The sequence below is a fragment of the Flintibacter sp. HCN-6482 genome, assembly GCF_037892565.1.
GTDB classification, from domain to species: domain Bacteria; phylum Bacillota; class Clostridia; order Oscillospirales; family Oscillospiraceae; genus Lawsonibacter; species Lawsonibacter aceti.
Genome location: NZ_JBBKBK010000004.1, coordinates 122,486 through 137,000, shown reverse-complemented (window position 1 = coordinate 137,000; position 14,515 = coordinate 122,486). Strand labels below are relative to the sequence as shown.

At 59.9% G+C, this 14,515-nt stretch carries 15 protein-coding genes; 11 read left to right on the top strand and 4 right to left on the bottom strand.

The window, feature by feature from the left end; translation table 11 throughout:
* Positions 1-35: 35 nt before the first annotated feature.
* Positions 36-743 carry a FadR/GntR family transcriptional regulator gene (locus WKS99_RS12240; RefSeq protein WP_147573145.1) on the bottom strand — a complete coding sequence of 236 codons (708 nt, stop codon included), beginning with the start codon at positions 741-743 and terminating at the stop codon, positions 36-38.
* A gap of 144 nt (positions 744-887) precedes the next feature.
* Here WKS99_RS12240 and WKS99_RS12235 point away from each other — a divergent pair, with 144 nt between their 5' ends.
* From WKS99_RS12235 to WKS99_RS12215, 5 genes are read left to right on the top strand one after another with little or no spacing between them, the layout of a single operon-like run.
* A complete protein-coding gene (locus tag WKS99_RS12235; RefSeq protein WP_262670199.1) occupies positions 888-1,580 on the top strand; it encodes a nucleotide-binding protein in 693 nt (230 codons plus the stop codon).
* Between the two features lie 17 nt (positions 1,581-1,597).
* Positions 1,598-1,810, top strand: coding sequence for a 4Fe-4S dicluster domain-containing protein (locus WKS99_RS12230; protein ID WP_147573147.1), 213 nt, complete (start codon positions 1,598-1,600; stop codon positions 1,808-1,810).
* Positions 1,811-1,824: 14 nt separating this feature from the next.
* Positions 1,825-2,892, top strand: coding sequence for a 3-methyl-2-oxobutanoate dehydrogenase subunit VorB (locus tag WKS99_RS12225; protein WP_186851812.1), 1,068 nt, complete (start codon positions 1,825-1,827; stop codon positions 2,890-2,892).
* 1 nt (position 2,893) lies between these two features.
* A complete protein-coding gene (locus tag WKS99_RS12220; protein ID WP_147573151.1) occupies positions 2,894-3,637 on the top strand; it encodes a thiamine pyrophosphate-dependent enzyme in 744 nt (247 codons plus the stop codon).
* Entirely contained in the window at positions 3,634-4,167 is a 534-nt protein-coding gene (locus WKS99_RS12215) for a 2-oxoacid:acceptor oxidoreductase family protein (protein WP_147573153.1), read from the top strand. Before WKS99_RS12220 ends, WKS99_RS12215 begins: the two co-directional genes overlap by 4 nt.
* A 75-nt stretch (positions 4,168-4,242) precedes the next feature.
* Here the strand turns inward: WKS99_RS12215 and WKS99_RS12210 are convergent, their stop codons facing one another.
* On the bottom strand, positions 4,243-6,459 hold the full coding sequence (locus WKS99_RS12210; RefSeq protein ID WP_340406246.1) for an S-layer homology domain-containing protein: 2,217 nt from the start codon (positions 6,457-6,459) through the stop codon (positions 4,243-4,245).
* A gap of 270 nt (positions 6,460-6,729) precedes the next feature.
* Here WKS99_RS12210 and rsxC point away from each other — a divergent pair, with 270 nt between their 5' ends.
* From rsxC to WKS99_RS12195, 3 genes are read left to right on the top strand one after another with little or no spacing between them, the layout of a single operon-like run.
* Positions 6,730-8,058, top strand: coding sequence for an electron transport complex subunit RsxC (rsxC, locus tag WKS99_RS12205; protein ID WP_340406244.1), 1,329 nt, complete (start codon positions 6,730-6,732; stop codon positions 8,056-8,058).
* Positions 8,048-9,715, top strand: coding sequence for an RnfABCDGE type electron transport complex subunit D (locus WKS99_RS12200; RefSeq protein WP_186851814.1), 1,668 nt, complete (start codon positions 8,048-8,050; stop codon positions 9,713-9,715). The genes rsxC and WKS99_RS12200 overlap by 11 nt, the downstream gene beginning before the upstream one ends.
* Before the next feature lie 33 nt (positions 9,716-9,748).
* Positions 9,749-10,339, top strand: a complete 591-nt coding sequence (locus tag WKS99_RS12195) for an Rnf-Nqr domain containing protein (protein ID WP_186851815.1) — start codon at positions 9,749-9,751, stop codon at positions 10,337-10,339.
* 72 nt (positions 10,340-10,411) lie between these two features.
* On the opposite strand, the gene WKS99_RS12190 is transcribed toward WKS99_RS12195, so the two are convergent.
* On the bottom strand, positions 10,412-10,588 hold the full coding sequence (locus WKS99_RS12190) for a DUF1540 domain-containing protein (protein ID WP_147573160.1): 177 nt from the start codon (positions 10,586-10,588) through the stop codon (positions 10,412-10,414).
* Positions 10,589-10,640: 52 nt separating this feature from the next.
* Complete coding sequence (locus tag WKS99_RS12185) at positions 10,641-11,525, bottom strand: hypothetical protein (protein ID WP_240288486.1); 885 nt, start codon at positions 11,523-11,525, stop codon at positions 10,641-10,643.
* Positions 11,526-11,723: 198 nt separating this feature from the next.
* Here WKS99_RS12185 and WKS99_RS12180 point away from each other — a divergent pair, with 198 nt between their 5' ends.
* The 3 genes from WKS99_RS12180 to WKS99_RS12170 all read left to right on the top strand — a co-directional run bounded on the left by WKS99_RS12180 (position 11,724) and on the right by WKS99_RS12170 (position 14,445).
* The gene (locus tag WKS99_RS12180) at positions 11,724-11,936 is read left to right on the top strand and encodes a hypothetical protein (protein ID WP_240288484.1); all 213 of its coding nucleotides are present in this window, start codon (positions 11,724-11,726) and stop codon (positions 11,934-11,936) included.
* Positions 11,937-12,073: 137 nt separating this feature from the next.
* Positions 12,074-12,895, top strand: a complete 822-nt coding sequence (gene pgeF, locus WKS99_RS12175) for a peptidoglycan editing factor PgeF (protein WP_186851816.1) — start codon at positions 12,074-12,076, stop codon at positions 12,893-12,895.
* Between the two features lie 44 nt (positions 12,896-12,939).
* A complete protein-coding gene (locus WKS99_RS12170) occupies positions 12,940-14,445 on the top strand; it encodes an ABC transporter substrate-binding protein (RefSeq protein WP_340406237.1) in 1,506 nt (501 codons plus the stop codon).
* Positions 14,446-14,515: the final 70 nt, after the last annotated feature.

Below are 14,515 nucleotides of genomic sequence, written 5' to 3'. Positions count from 1 at the left end.
GCGCAACCTTGGCGCGGCCCCCTTTTTGTCTTTTTTCACAAAAGGGATAAGACACTGCTGTCCCCGAATTCTAGGACCCGGATGGTCCTGCGCAGGTGGGACTCCATGGCCAGCCGGGTGCCCTGGGGGTCCCGATTCCGGAGAAAACTGGTAATCAGGGCGTTGTCCTGGATCACCATATCGGGCAGAGAGGGGTAGGAGCCCACCATCCGCCAGGTGGAGGTGACCGCCCGGTTGAGGATGGGCACGAGTTGCTCCATGAACTGGTTGTGGGAGGCCGCCACAAAGGCGTGGTGGAAGTCCACGTCGGCGCTGTCCCAGTCCCTGCCGGAGCGAATCCGCCGGGCAACCTCGTCAGCACAATGGAAGATGTGGTCCAGCTCCTCCTGAGTGCCCCGATGGCAGGCCAGCATGGCGGTAGTGGGCTCGATCATCAAACGAATCTCGAACAGATCCTGGAGGCGAACCTGGACCGTTTCCAACTGGGGCAGGCCAATATCCTGACTGATGGTGGTCCGTGGTGCTACAAAGGTGCCCAGCCCCCGCCGTACCTCCACATAGCCCTGAGCGGCCAGGAAACGCACCGCCTCCCGGACAGTGGTGCGGCTGACCCCGAACAGGGCGCACAGCTCCGTTTCGTTGGGGAGCTTGGATCCAGGGCAAAGCTCCGGGTCGGAAATAATCATCTGGAACAGACGGTCAGCGGTCTGGTCGGTCAGTTTTTTTGATGTAATCCTAGCCATAGACCCACTCCCCCGTTAAAATATACAATGATTATGCCACAGATGTAGAATTTTTGCAAGCCTCTTGACATACTACATCTTAAGATATATTATGACATCATACAATAAGTAATAAAATAATATGTCTAAAGGGAGGGGGCAACAATGGACAGAATGGAGTGGCTGGAGCAGAGCCGCTTGACCGTAGTCGTGGGATACAGTGGCAGCGGAAAGACAGAGTTCTCCGTCAATCTGGCCCTGGCCCTGGCCCGGCAGGGAAAGCGGACTGCCCTGGCCGACCTGGATGTGGTCAACCCTTACTTCCGCTCCAGGGAGCGGAGAGATCTGCTCTCCCACGAGGGGGTGCGGCTCATTGCTACCTCCCAGGCATGTGTGGACGCCGACGTGCCGGCCATGCCGGCGGAGGTGAACGTTCTGTTCCAGGATCAGGACCTCTGGGGTGTGCTGGATATCGGCGGGGGCGGCGTAGGGGCACGGGTACTGGCCCGATATCGGCCGCAACTGCTGGGGTCCCAATGCCGGGTCCTATTTGTCCTCAACGCCCGCCGGCCTCAGACACGAGACGTGGAAGGAGCTCTGGCCAGTCTGGAGGAGATCCAGGCGGTCACCGGATTGAGAGTGACCGGACTGGTAGACAACACCCACCTGTGCCGGGAAACAGAGCTGGCCGACCTAGAGGCGGGAGCGGCCCTGGCCCGAACAGTTTCCAGCCAGACCGGCCTGCCGGTGGTATGCCATGTGATTCAGGAGGAACTGATCGACCAAGCAGAGGGGATGCCGGGCCCCCTGTTCCCCGTCCGGCTGTATATGAATAGACCATGGGAAATGGATGAATAAAAAGGAGGAGTGTCCCTATGCAAGCAAGATTGACCTTTGACCGGGACCGGTGTAAGGGCTGCGAGCTGTGTATTTCCGTCTGTCCCAAGCACATTTTAGCCCTGGATATGACCTCGGCCAATGTGAAGGGCTATCACCCGGCCGGAGTCACCGACCTGAGCCAGTGCATCGCCTGCGCCAGCTGCGCCAGGATCTGTCCAGACTCGGTGATTACTGTGGAAAAAGAGTAAGGGGGAAGAAGAAAATGGCAAAAGAACTTTGGAAGGGGAACGAGGCCATCGCTCAGGCGGCTATCCGAGCCGGCTGCGACTGCTTCTTCGGATACCCCATCACACCCCAGAATGAGATACCGGAATATATGTCCCTCCATATGCCCAAACTGGGCCGGGTCTTTGTCCAGTCTGAGTCAGAGGTAGCCGCCATCAACATGGTGTACGGCGCCGCCTCCTCCGGTAAGCGGGCCATGACCTCATCCTCCTCTCCGGGCGTCAGCCTGAAGCAGGAGGGCATCAGCTACCTGGCCGGCGCGGAGCTGCCCGCCGTGATCGTCAACGTGATGCGGGGCGGCCCCGGCTTGGGGTCCATCCAGCCCTCCCAGGCCGACTACTACCAGGCCACCCGTGGCGGCGGGAATGGCGACTACCGCACCATCGTTCTGGCTCCCTGCAACATCCAGGAGGCTGTGGATTTGACACAAGAGGCATTTGACTTGGCCGACTGCTACCGCAATCCAGTGGTGGTGCTGGCTGACGGTATGATTGGCCAGATGATGGAGCCCATCGAATGGCACGATATCCCCAAGCGGGAACTGCCCCCCAAGGACTGGGCGGCAAGCGGACGAAACGGAAGGGCCCACAACAACTTCGTTACCTCCCTGTTCATCGAGGCCCAGGCCTGCGAGGAGCACGACCTGGCCATCCAGGCCAAGTATGACTTGATTGAGGAGCGGGAGATCCGCTGGGAGGAGAAGAACACCCAGGACTGCCAGGTGCTGCTGGTGGCCTATGGCACGCCCTCCCGCATTGCCATGTCCGCCATCGAGCAACTGGCGGAGCGGGGCGTCAAAGCCGGTCTGTTCCGACCCATTACCCTGTGGCCCTTCCCCTATGCGGCGCTGAAAAAGGCAGCCAGTCAGGCCAGCGTCCAGGCTGTGCTGACCGTGGAGATGAGCCTGGGGCAGATGGTAGACGATGTTCGTCTGGCTGTCGAGGGGGAAAAGCCTGTTTATTTCGAGGGCCGTGCCGGCGGCAGCATTCCCACGCTGACCCAAATCGTGGACGCGGCCGAACGGGCGCTGAAGGGAGGCAAGTAAGATGACGACTGTATATAAAAAGACTGCCGGCCTCCAGGATACGGAGCTGCACTACTGCCCTGGATGCAGCCATGGCATTGTACATAAGCTGATTGGTGAGGTCATGGAGGAGCTGGGCATTATCGACAGCACCATCTGTGTGTGCCCTGTTGGCTGTTCTGTCTTTGCGGGCAGTTACTTCGCCTGCGACGCTGTCGAGGCCGCCCACGGCCGGGCTCCCGCTGCCGCCACCGGCATCAAGCGGACCCACCCGGACCAGCCTGTGTTCACCTATCAGGGGGACGGCGACCTGGCCTCTATCGGCGCCGCTGAAATCGTCCACGCCGCTATGCGGGGCGAGAAATTCACTACCATCTTTATCAACAACGCCATCTATGGCATGACGGGCGGCCAGATGGCGCCCACTACCCTGATCGGCCAGCGGGCCACCACCGCGCCCATGGGCCGGACAGAGGAACTCCACGGCAAGCCCATACGGGTGGCTGAGATGCTGTCCACTCTGGACGGCCTGGTATACGCGGAGCGGGTGTGCGTGGCCGATATCCCCAACATTGTCAAGGCCAAAAAGGCCATCAAGAAGGCATTTACCAAGCAGATGAACAACGAGGGATTCACCTTCGTGGAAGTGCTGTGTGCCTGCCCCACCAACTGGGGCATGACCACCCTGGATGCTAACCGCTGGGTGCTGGATAAGATGGCGGAGTATTATCCTTTGGGCGTCATCAAGGAGGTGGCTGACCAGTGAAAAAGGAGATCGTGATTGCCGGCTTCGGCGGTCAGGGCGTTATGTCCATCGGCAAATCTTTGGTAGAGGCCGGATTGGAGGAGGGGCTGGAGGTCTCCTGGGTCCCGTCCTACGGCCCGGAGATGCGGGGCGGTACCGCAAACTGTTCTGTCATCATGTCCGATGAGCCTGTGGGCTCCCCCATCGTCTATCACCCCACGGAGCTCATTGCCATGAACGGCCCTTCTTTGAAGAAGTTTGAGGACGAGGTGGTCCCCGGCGGCACCGTCTTTTTGAACAGTTCCATTATCAAGGAAAAGGTGGACCGGGAAGACCTGCGTGTTATCCAAGTCCCCTGCGACACCATTGCCAACGAGCTGGGCAACGGAAAGGTGGCCAACATGGTTATGCTAGGCGCCTATATCGCCGCCACCGGCGCCCTGAAGGCGGATACTCTGCGGGAGATGATCCGGCAGATGTTCACTGGGCCTAAGGCCAAGCTGGTGGACCTGAATATGACCGCTTTGGCCAGGGGCATGGAATGCGTCTGAACTGCGAAAATCGAAGAGAGGAGCGGGACCTCATCAGAGGTCCCGCTCCTCTTTTAATGTTAGGGGAGGGAGGGCTTAGAACTTGTCGTACAGGGCGCGAATCAAGATGATGGCCTCCTCCACGGTGGTGTTGGCCACAGGAGCGACGCCGTCGCCCTTGCCGCTCATCAGACCATTATTGGTCAGTTTGGCCACAGCGGGCTTGGCCCAGTCGGCAATCTGGTCCACATCGTTGAACCGGCTGGCATCCACCTGGGTGCTGGTGTCGGTCAGGGTGGTAGAGTCATTGGCCTGGTCCACATACTCAATGACCTTGTTCAGCATGACACAGATCTCCTGGCGGGTGATTTTATCGCTGGGGGCGAAGATACCCTCGCCCTTGCCGGAGGTGACGCCAGCGGCCACAGCCTTCAGTACCATGGGATCGCTGGTGTCGGTGAAGGACTGGGTAGAGGGGGTGATCTCCTTGCCGGTGGCCTCTTCAATCAGGTTGACAGCCAGCTCGGCAAACTGCAGGCGGGTGATCTGGTCCTGATACAGGCCCTCGGTGCGGTCGGTGATTAGCTTCTTGTCCTTGGCGTCGGCGATGAGCTCGGCAGCCCAGGCGGAGGGCTGTTGTGTGCCGGGCGTGGGGTCGGCAGGCTGGGTGGAGGTGCCGGGTACATTCAGGGTGTAGGTCTTGCTGGAGCGGGAGAACTGGCCGCCGCTGGCCTCTGCCTTGACGGTGTGGCTGCCGCCGCCCAGAGCGGCCAGGTCGAGCTCATAGTAGTAAGGGGCCTGGGTGCTGGTGTGGACCAGCTTATCGTCCACATAGTATTTGACTGTGTTGGTCTTCTTGCCGGGGAAGCTGACATAGGAGGCCAGCTTCAGTGTGCTGTCGCCAGCGGAAAGGGCGGTCTTGTCCAGCGTTTCCCAGCCGGTGGCGGAGCCGTCCACCTCATCCAGATAGGCGCCGTTGTTGCGGATGGCGTTCTGATAGGTGGAGGACACGGAGGAATTGCCGTTGAGCATATACTTAAATCCGCTGTCGGGGTCGGCGTTGAAGTAGAACACAGCCTTTACCTGGGGATAGACCATGTTGATATAGGAATAGAACCAGTTAAGCTGCTCCACGGCGAAGGAGGTCAGGTCGGTGCCGGAGCTGTTGCGATAGGCAAAGCCGCACTCGCTGACCATAACGGGCTTGTTGTGGGCCACGGCCAGGTCGATGATAGGCTTGATGGTGACCATGGGGTCATGGTCATAGATGCCAAGGCCGTAGTAGGCGTCATTGCCGTAGCCGGTATAGTCAAAGCTGTAAGAGGAGGTGCCGCTGTAACCGGCATAGTTGGTGTTGTGATAGGTGGACATACCGACCCAATCCACATACTGGTCTCCGGGATAGAAATCGGCAATGGTCCGGTTCCGGTTGCTGATATTGTCCGGGGAGAAAACCATCTGGATGTTGCTGTACCGGCTGGCGGCGTCGGCCACCTTGCGGAAGGCCTGGATATAGGTAGCGGGGTCACAGTCGGACCAGTTGTTCATCTCGGCGCCCACCCGGAGCAAGACAGTGGCATCCAAGCTGCCCAGAGCCCGTAAGCTTTCCTCAATATAGCTGTCAGCGGACAGAACGGCCTGGGCTCCGGCGGTGCCCTCAGGGCTGAAGTTCCAGGCAAACTCGATGACGCCGCCGTTTGCCGCCTCCCGGAAAGCGGGCGAGCAGTCCATGTAGTAGTCGATCCAGTAGTCCACAGAGTAGCTGTCACCGAAGGTGACATAGATCAGAGAGGCGGAGCCGCCGGTGGTGGAGCTGTCCGCCGGGGTGCCATACCAAGTCCCGGTCTTGGGGCCTACCGCATAGGGGGAGGCGCTGTCGTCGCTCTGGGCGTAGATGGTGACATTCTGGGCGGCTTTCAGGTAAGCCATCCGAGCGTCCACGTTGAGCAAGGTATCCTTGTAACTGCGAATGTTCTGGTCCAGCCAGCTGGCAAAGGTGCGCTGCCGTTCCAGCCACAGGATAGCGCCATCGATGTCGCCCTTCATCTCACAGGCCCAGGAGGCCCGGCCAGCCTTGGGCTCTAGGTTGTAGCACACATCCTCGCCCAGGCCCAGGGGCATCAGCAGGTCATAAGTCTGCTGGGCTACGGAGATGACTTGTTCAGGGCTCTTGGCAGCCACAGCCTCATCCCAGGCGGAATGGAGCTTCCAATAGGCGGAAGGGTAGGTGAAGGCAGAGGCGGTGAAGCACATGCCCGTCACCATGACTGCCGCCAGAGCGGCGGACAGCAGTCTGCGCATGTTTTTTTTCATCTAAAATTCCTCCCTTATCCATTTTTACCGCGCGCAAGGCGGCGCAGATATACTTAAATTATAATGTAAAAAATATTTTTAGACAATAGGGCTGGCCGCATAGGGAGAAAATCCTCCCTATTGCGGAAGAAAAACACGGGGATCGGATTGTGAACTTTTCGTGAAAAGGCTGGACAGAAAAGCTGGGTTGGATTATGATATATTCTGCTACAAAATGGAGTTTTACCACGTATTTTCTCCAAAAGAGGGAAAATACAGGGAGGTTAGTCAATGCGAGGTTCCTTTTTCGGGGGAGTACACCCCGTTACAAGAAAAGAGCTTACCCGCCGCAAGCACCTGACCCAGCTGGACCGGCCGCCGGAGCAGGTGGCTATCCCGCTGCGTATGAGTGCTGGAGAGGAATCTGTCCCTCTGGTCAAGCCTGGGGACCTGGTGGAGGTGGGACAGCCAATCGCCGGCCCGGGACCGGGCGGCGCGGCTGTCCATGCCAGCGTATCCGGCCGGGTTTCGGCGATCCGGGAACAGCCCCACCCCTGGGGCGGACAGTCGGTGGCGGTGGTGATCCGTAACGACGGACAGGATACCCCCTGGTCTGGCCGGCCAGAGCCGGTCATTTTGGAGGAGGTCACGCTAGATCTGCTGCTGGACCGGGTGCGGGAGGCTGGCGTCGTGGGCATGGGGGGCGGCGCGGTCCCCACAGTCCAAAAGCTGGAACAGGCGGCCGGAAAAGTGGACACTGTGATCATCAATGGGGCGGAGTGCGAGCCCTATGTCACCGCGGATCACCGGCTGCTGCTGGAGCGCAGTGACCAGATCTTACAGGTCACTCAGGTCCTGGCCCGCTGCCTGGGGGCCCATCGGGCGGTGGTGGTTACCGAGGGTGACAAGCTTAACGCCGCCGAGGTCATTGAGCGCCGCCTTCGAAAACGGGGCGGCAAGGTGGAACTACGTACCCTTCGGACCCGCTATCCCCTGGGGGGAGAGAAGCAGATCATCCAGACCGTCACCGGCCGCGAGGTCCCACTGGGGAAGGCGGCCTGGGAGGAGAAATGTCTGGTGCTGAATGTGGCCACGGTCTTTGCCATTCAGGAGGCCCTGGTGAAAGGAAAGGCCCTGACCCACCGGGCTGTGACGGTCACCGGTGGAGCGGTGGTCCGGCCCCGGAATCTCTGGGTGCCGATCGGCACACCACTGCGCGTTCTGCTGGAGTCCGCGGGGGGGCTGCGGGAGCGGCCTGAGCTGATCCTTACCGGCGGCCCTATGATGGGGGTAGCCCAAGAGGACCTGGAGGCCCCCGTTGTAAAAAATACCAACTGCGTCGTCTGTCTGACGCAGGAGGAGCGAAGACGGGCTGGGCCAGAAGGGGTATGTATCCGCTGTGGGAAATGCGTGGCCGCCTGCCCCATGCACCTGGCGCCTATGTTTATTGCCCGTGCCCTCCGTCAGCGGGAGTGGAGGCAGCTGGACCGCCTCCATGTAGAGGACTGTATCTCCTGCGGCTGCTGCTCCTATATCTGCCCGGCCCAGATCCCGCTGGTGGATCTAGTACGACAGGCGGCGAAGCACGTGGGAAAGGGGGTGGACAGCTATGGGGCCTGATTTGATGCCGGTCCGGCGGATGTCCCCCCAGCTGCGGCAGCCGGCCAATACGCGGGCCATGATGGTCGATGTGATGGTGGCTCTGGTGCCGGCGCTGGCTATGGGAGTCTTTATGTTTGGCGTCCGGGTGCTGGTGCTGGCTGCAATCTCTGTGGCCTCCTGTGTCCTGTTTGAGTTTCTGTACCGCCGGATGGTGGGGGAAAGCGACTCCGTCCGGGATCTGTCCGCCTGTGTCACCGGGCTGCTGCTGGCCATGAGCCTGCCGGCCACCGCCTCTTACTGGGTGCCAGTGCTGGGCGGGGCCTTCGCCATTGTGGTGGTCAAACAGTTTTACGGCGGCCTGGGCAAGAACTTTATGAACCCGGCCCTGGGGGGACGGATGCTGCTGGCCACCTTCCCCATGCTGATGACCAACTGGTCGGAGGCTATGGACCGCCTCCCCCTGCTGGGAGTGGACGCGGTGTCTGCCGCCACGCCTATGTCTTACCTCCACCAAGGAGTCCTGCCTCCTCAGGAGCTGTCCCAGCTTCTGCTGGGCCAAAGGGGGGGCTGCATGGGAGAGGTATCCGCCTTTATGCTGCTGCTGGGGGGTGGCTATCTGTTGCTGCGGCAGGTCATATCCCCCCGTATCCCTCTGGCCTATTTGGGAACAGTCGCCCTGCTTACCTTTTTGTTTCCACAGGGAAACGACCCGGTCGCCTGGATGCTGGCCCAGTTGTGCGGCGGCGGCCTTCTGTTGGGCGCCTTCTTCTTCGCCACCGACCCGGTTACGTCTCCGGTGACACCCAGGGGGCAGCTGATGTTTGGCGTGGGGTGTGGTCTGCTTACCGTGTTGCTGCGCTACCACAGCTCCTACCCCGAGGGGGTGGGCTGGGCTATTCTGACTATGAACTGCTGTGTCTGGCTGCTGGACCGGGCGGGGATGCCCAGGCGTTTTGGAGAAAAGAATCTGGCCGCGGTCCAAAGCTGGCTGGGCCGGTTCCGGGCCCATATGTCTGATATCAAATTTGTCAAACCTCAATTCTCCCTGTTCACCAAGGCGCTGCAGGAGGGCAAGATGCCCGGTGAGGCCCATCTGGACCAGATTCGGTCCCAAGCTGTCATCCTAAGCCGCCTGGGGGTGGTGGTGCTTGCTGTGGGTGTGATGATTTTCGGTGTGCACCGCTATACAGACCTGGATACTGTCCGGGCGCAAAATAGGGAACAGAGAGAACTGCTGGCCCAAGTTATGCCTCAGGCTTCCTTCAGTTCGGAAACACCCTATCGGGCCGCCGGCGCTCTCAGTATCCTGGGTGGGTACAGCGGGGAGAATGAACTGCTTGGCTATTGCGTGGAGGTCCAGTCTCAGGGCTTCGGCGGCCCCATCACTATGGTGGTGGGAGTGGACTTGGACGGTAAGGTTACCGGCGTGGCCGTCACCGACCACCGGGAGAACCGGGATACTGGAGCCAAAGCCCTGACCCCTGCCGCCCTCAGCCGATATGTTGGGAAGGCGGGTACCATCCGTGCCTCGGGCAGCAACTCAGTGGACGCGGTCAGCGGCGCGACCGCAACCTCACACGCGATTACCGCCGGAGTCAACCGGGCACTGGCCATCGTGGCTAATCTGGATACAGAAGGAGCGGACATCTACTATGAAGACAGTGAAGCGGGTTGAGTGGTCCGCTCTGGAGAGAGGGGGCGTGGCCCTGTGGCCTCTATTTTGGAACTAGCGGGGGTGGCGTTGGCCGCCCTGCTGTCCGAAAACTTTGTGCTGGTCAGCTGCATGGGCATTGGCACCAGGACCGAGGCATTCCGAGACCCAATGGACGCGGTGCGTACCGGATATTGCCTGACCGCGGTCATGGTACTGGGGGCCCTGTGCGCCTGGCTTATCGACTTTTTCCTGCTGGGGCGGTTCGGCTGGCAGCATTACCGGCTGCTGGTCCTGGCACTCCTCATTCCAGGGCTGGTCGCCGGACTGAGAAAATTTCTGAAGGTATGTATCCCGGAACTGTCCCGCCGGATTGACGGACAACTGAAATCAGTGGCCACCAACTGTGCCGCCCTGGGTTCAGCCCTGCTGATCTCACAGCGCAGTTACAGCCTGCCCGCCGCGCTGATATTCGCTCTGTGCGGAGGAATCGGCGCTACTGTGGCACTGGCCAGCTTTGCCGGCCTGCAAAACGAGGTGGACTTGGAGAGCTGTCCCAGATCCTTCCGGGGAATACCCATTCAACTCATTACGGCCGGGCTGATGGCCATGGCCCTTGTGGGCTACTATGGTCTGCACCTGGACTGAGAGCTTGAAAAGATACAAAGAGAGGCCCGGAGCCGTTGGCTCCGGGCCTCTCTTTGTCTTTGAAAAAACTGTTCAGCGGACCTGGCCCAGCTTAAAGGAAGCGCACTCAGTACCCTCGCACTTGGTGGGGGTGCAGTCGCAGCAGCCCACCTTAATGGAATCCAGAGAACAGCAGTTCTGGGGAGCATTGTGGTAGGCGCAGGAGCTTACAGTGCACTTGATGCTGGTGTTGCAGGACTTCTTATCCATATTAAAACCTCCCTTACTGTGGATGGCCTTAGTATGGATTGCCGGGGCAGGATTATTCTTTATCAGAACGATTCTTTTTCGATTTTTTTAAAAGTTTTGGGGTCCAAGGCTCCTGATCCTCGGGCTGAATATCCACAACCTGAGGGATAAACCGCCGGGCAAAGCGGCCTTTCCCACGGCTCTTGACATAGAAATAGCCGATAAAGGAGAAAACCACCGCCCCAATAAAGTTGACGAACAGGTCCTTCATGGTGTCCAGGATCCCCACATCCAGATAACCGCCCAGGCCGAGGGAGATCTCCTCCCCACTGCCTGTGACCACGATAACGTCGGCAATGTCCCGGATGATAGTGGGGGTATTGCCCCCGGTGGGGTCCAGCATGACCGAGGAGATGGAGTGGATCACCGCGTCCTTCTGCATATCCAACAGGAAAAACTGGTCCATGGCGCACTCGAAAAACTCCCACAGGACCCCGATGGTCATGGAGAAGCAGAAAGCGACAATGGCCATGAAGGCAGGAGAGAGGGACAGAGAAAACCGTTCTGTCCGGTTCAGCATATCTACCAACGCAAAGCCGATAGCGGCGCAGAGGAAGCCGTTGAGGGTGTGGAGGATGGTGTCCCACCCCCGGAAAGTGGTGTAGTAGGACTGGATTTCCCCCAAAATCTCGGCGGCAAAAATAAAAAGCAGGATGATGATTTCCATGGTGTTGGGCAAATCGATCTTTAGTGCCCGCTCGAAGATGGTAGGCAGCAGAAACAGAATGAGAGTCAGGCCGCAGAGGAACACATTTTCGTAGTTGCCATTAAAAAATTGGGCTACGGCTATGATGATGACCAGAAAGCGCAGCAGAACATAGACCATGGCTACCGTCCGCTTCCGCAGCAGGGCGGAGTTGGCGGAGGATAGCAGGTCCCGTATCTTATGTTTTGCCAAGATGGCCGACCTCCTTGATAATAAGTTTATATAAAAGAGAGTATAGTATGTCCGCGCTGGAAAGTCAAGAAATGGGTAGGCGTTCCCCCTCCTCTCTGCTCCCCTGAAAACAACACGCCCGGTTCAGGAAAGAAAATATCGTTCATCTGTCAAACCGCCGCCCTGCTGGCATAGAATGGGAAGTGGAGGTGATCTTACATGGATCTGCGTAACCAGACCATCACCGTGGGCGAGCTGTTGGACGACCCCAAGTCCAGGGCGGTCTTCCAGCGGCGGTTTGGAAAATTGATGAAACATCCCATGGTGGGGGCCGCCCGGTCCCTGACGCTGCGCCAGCTGTCCGAGATGGCGGCGGTCTATCTGCCTCAGAAGACCATCCAGGATACCCTGCGGGAACTGAGTCAGATCTAGCGCCCAAGCCAGCCGCCTTTTGGCGGAAGTGACCCGAATCCGGGGGAAAAGAAAGATGGTTTTCTTCCATGTAACGGGTTGTCAGCGGCAGGAATTTGGGATAAAATAGAACATCATGAAAAAGAGGGGGGACGGCCATGGATATCACACGTCAGCAGCGCCATGGCGTCCTTTTTTATGCCTGTATGGACCCTGCCTGGCGGGGGGCGGCCCACGGGTTTTCTACTCGGCTGGGTGGGATATCCCCCGCCCCATGGGACAGCCTGGATCTGGGGGCTAACCGGGGGGATGACCCGGCCAATGTCCGGGAGAATTTTGTCCGCTTCTGCGCTGCGGTCGGTACGGATGCCCGGAGCCTGGTGAAAAATCATCAGGTCCACAGCGATCTTGTCCGCCCTGTGACACGGGCTGATATCCAGTCCGACCCAGCCGCCCCCGGCGTCTATGAGGCGGACGGCCTGGTCACTGACGAGCCTGGTGTCTGCCTGACCATCTTTTCTGGAGACTGCATCCCTGTGCTGCTCTATGACCCGGTCCGCCGCTGCATAGCCGCTGCCCATGCGGGCTGGCGGGGCACCGCCCTGGGGATCGCCGCTCGGGCAGCGGAAAAAATGTGCGGCGACTACGGCTGCCGCCCAGCGGATATCCTGGCCGCCATTGGGCCGGGGATTGGCCCCTGCTGCTTTGAGACCCATGTGGACGTGCCCGATGGACTGCGCGGCGGCCTGGGAGTGGAAGCCGACCCCTTTATTCACCCCCTGTCACGGGCGGGGAAGTACCAGGTGGACCTGAAGGGGGCAAACCGCCGCTGGCTGGAGCTGGCCGGCCTGGACCCGGACCATATCTCCGTCTGTGACGCCTGTACCGCCTGCCGCCTGGACATCTTCTGGTCCCACCGGGTCCAGGGGAATGCCAGGGGCAGCATGGCGGCTATGATCCAGCTTCTCCCCACCCCGTGATGGGAAGAAGATACCTCTATCTTTGCCCTGTGAAAGGTTAGTGTATGAAACGATTTTGCGCCTGCCTTCTCTCCGCCGCCCTGCTCCTCTCCCTATCCGCCTGCGGCGGGGAAGGAGAGGCCAGTTCTTCTGACAGCTCCGTGGATACCAGCCAGGAGGAGGTCCGGGAGTCGGAAACGGCGACCCTGACCCTGGCGTTCTATCCTCAGCAGAGCCTGCATCCGGCGCTGTCCGCCAACCGGGCCAACCTGACATTAGCGCCTCTGCTGTACGAGGGGCTGTTCGCCGTGGACGGCTCCTTCACGGCCCAGCCGGTGCTGTGCGAGAGCTACACGGTCAGCCCGGACAAGCTGACTTGGACCTTTACCCTTCGCGGTGGAGTTACCTTTTCCGATGGCACTTCTCTAACGGGAGAGGTGGCGGCCGCCGCCCTGGAATTGGCCAGAGGGGAGGGCTCCCGTTACAGCGGCCGGCTGTCCCATGTCACCTCAATCACCGCTGGGGAGGGGACGGTGACAGTCACACTGGACGAACCAAACGGCTCACTCCCCCTGCTGCTGGACATCCCGCTGGCCCTGGGGGCAGGGGAGCGCCCTGTGGGAACCGGCCCATACCTTTTGTCGGAAAACGGGGAGGAGGCGGAGCTAACCGCACGGGAGAACTGGTGGCAGGCCAGACAGATGCCTGCTGATACGATTTCCCTGAAGATTATGAACAAGAGTGACGAGATGATTTTCGCCTTTGACGCTGGGGATATCTCCCTGGTGGAAGTAGATTTGATGGGGACCAACTCCCTGGGTTACTCTGGCAGCTATGAGACCTGGGATTACAGCACCACGTCCATGATCTACCTGGGCTTCCATACCAGGGCCGGCCTGTGCCAGTCGGCGGAGGTGCGCAAGGCTCTGGGGCGCGGAGTAGACCGGGAGTCCATCGCCCGCATTACCTACGCTACCCACGCGGTCCCCTCCGCCCTGCCTGTCCACCCGGACAGCCCCATGTACGACCGGTGGATTGCCTCCCAACTGTCCTACGACCCGGAGGCCCTGGTGAAGGAGCTGGAGGCGTTGGGCGCGGCTGGCCGGGAGCTGGTACTGTTGGTCAACACCGAGAATATGGCTAAGGCATCTGCTGCCCAGTGGATCGCCGACCAGCTGGAGTCGGCGGGGATGAAGGTCCGTGTGGACAACCTGCCCTTTGAGGAATATATCTCCGCACTGGAGGCGGGACGGTTCGACCTGTATCTGGGGGAGGTGGCGCTCACCGCCGATTTTGACCTGTCCGCGCTGCTTGCCGCGGATGGCGCGCTGAACTACGGCCGCTGGCAGGATGAACAGACCGACCAACTGCTGGCTGCTCTGGCTGCCGCGCCCATGGACAGCAGGGAGGAGGCCGCTTCCGCCCTGTACGCCTATCTGGGGCAGCGGGTCCCGCTGGTGCCGGTGTGCTTTAAAAACAACTCCGTTTTGACGAAGTGGGGAAGACTGTCCGGTTTATCCCCGGTGCGTGGAAACCTGTTTTACGACCTGGAGAACTGGGTTATCTCCTAGAAAGCTGCTGTTATATCCAGGGCGCGGGCTGGCGCCCTTTCATCGAAAGAAAGATAGGTGGAGGAAGAGA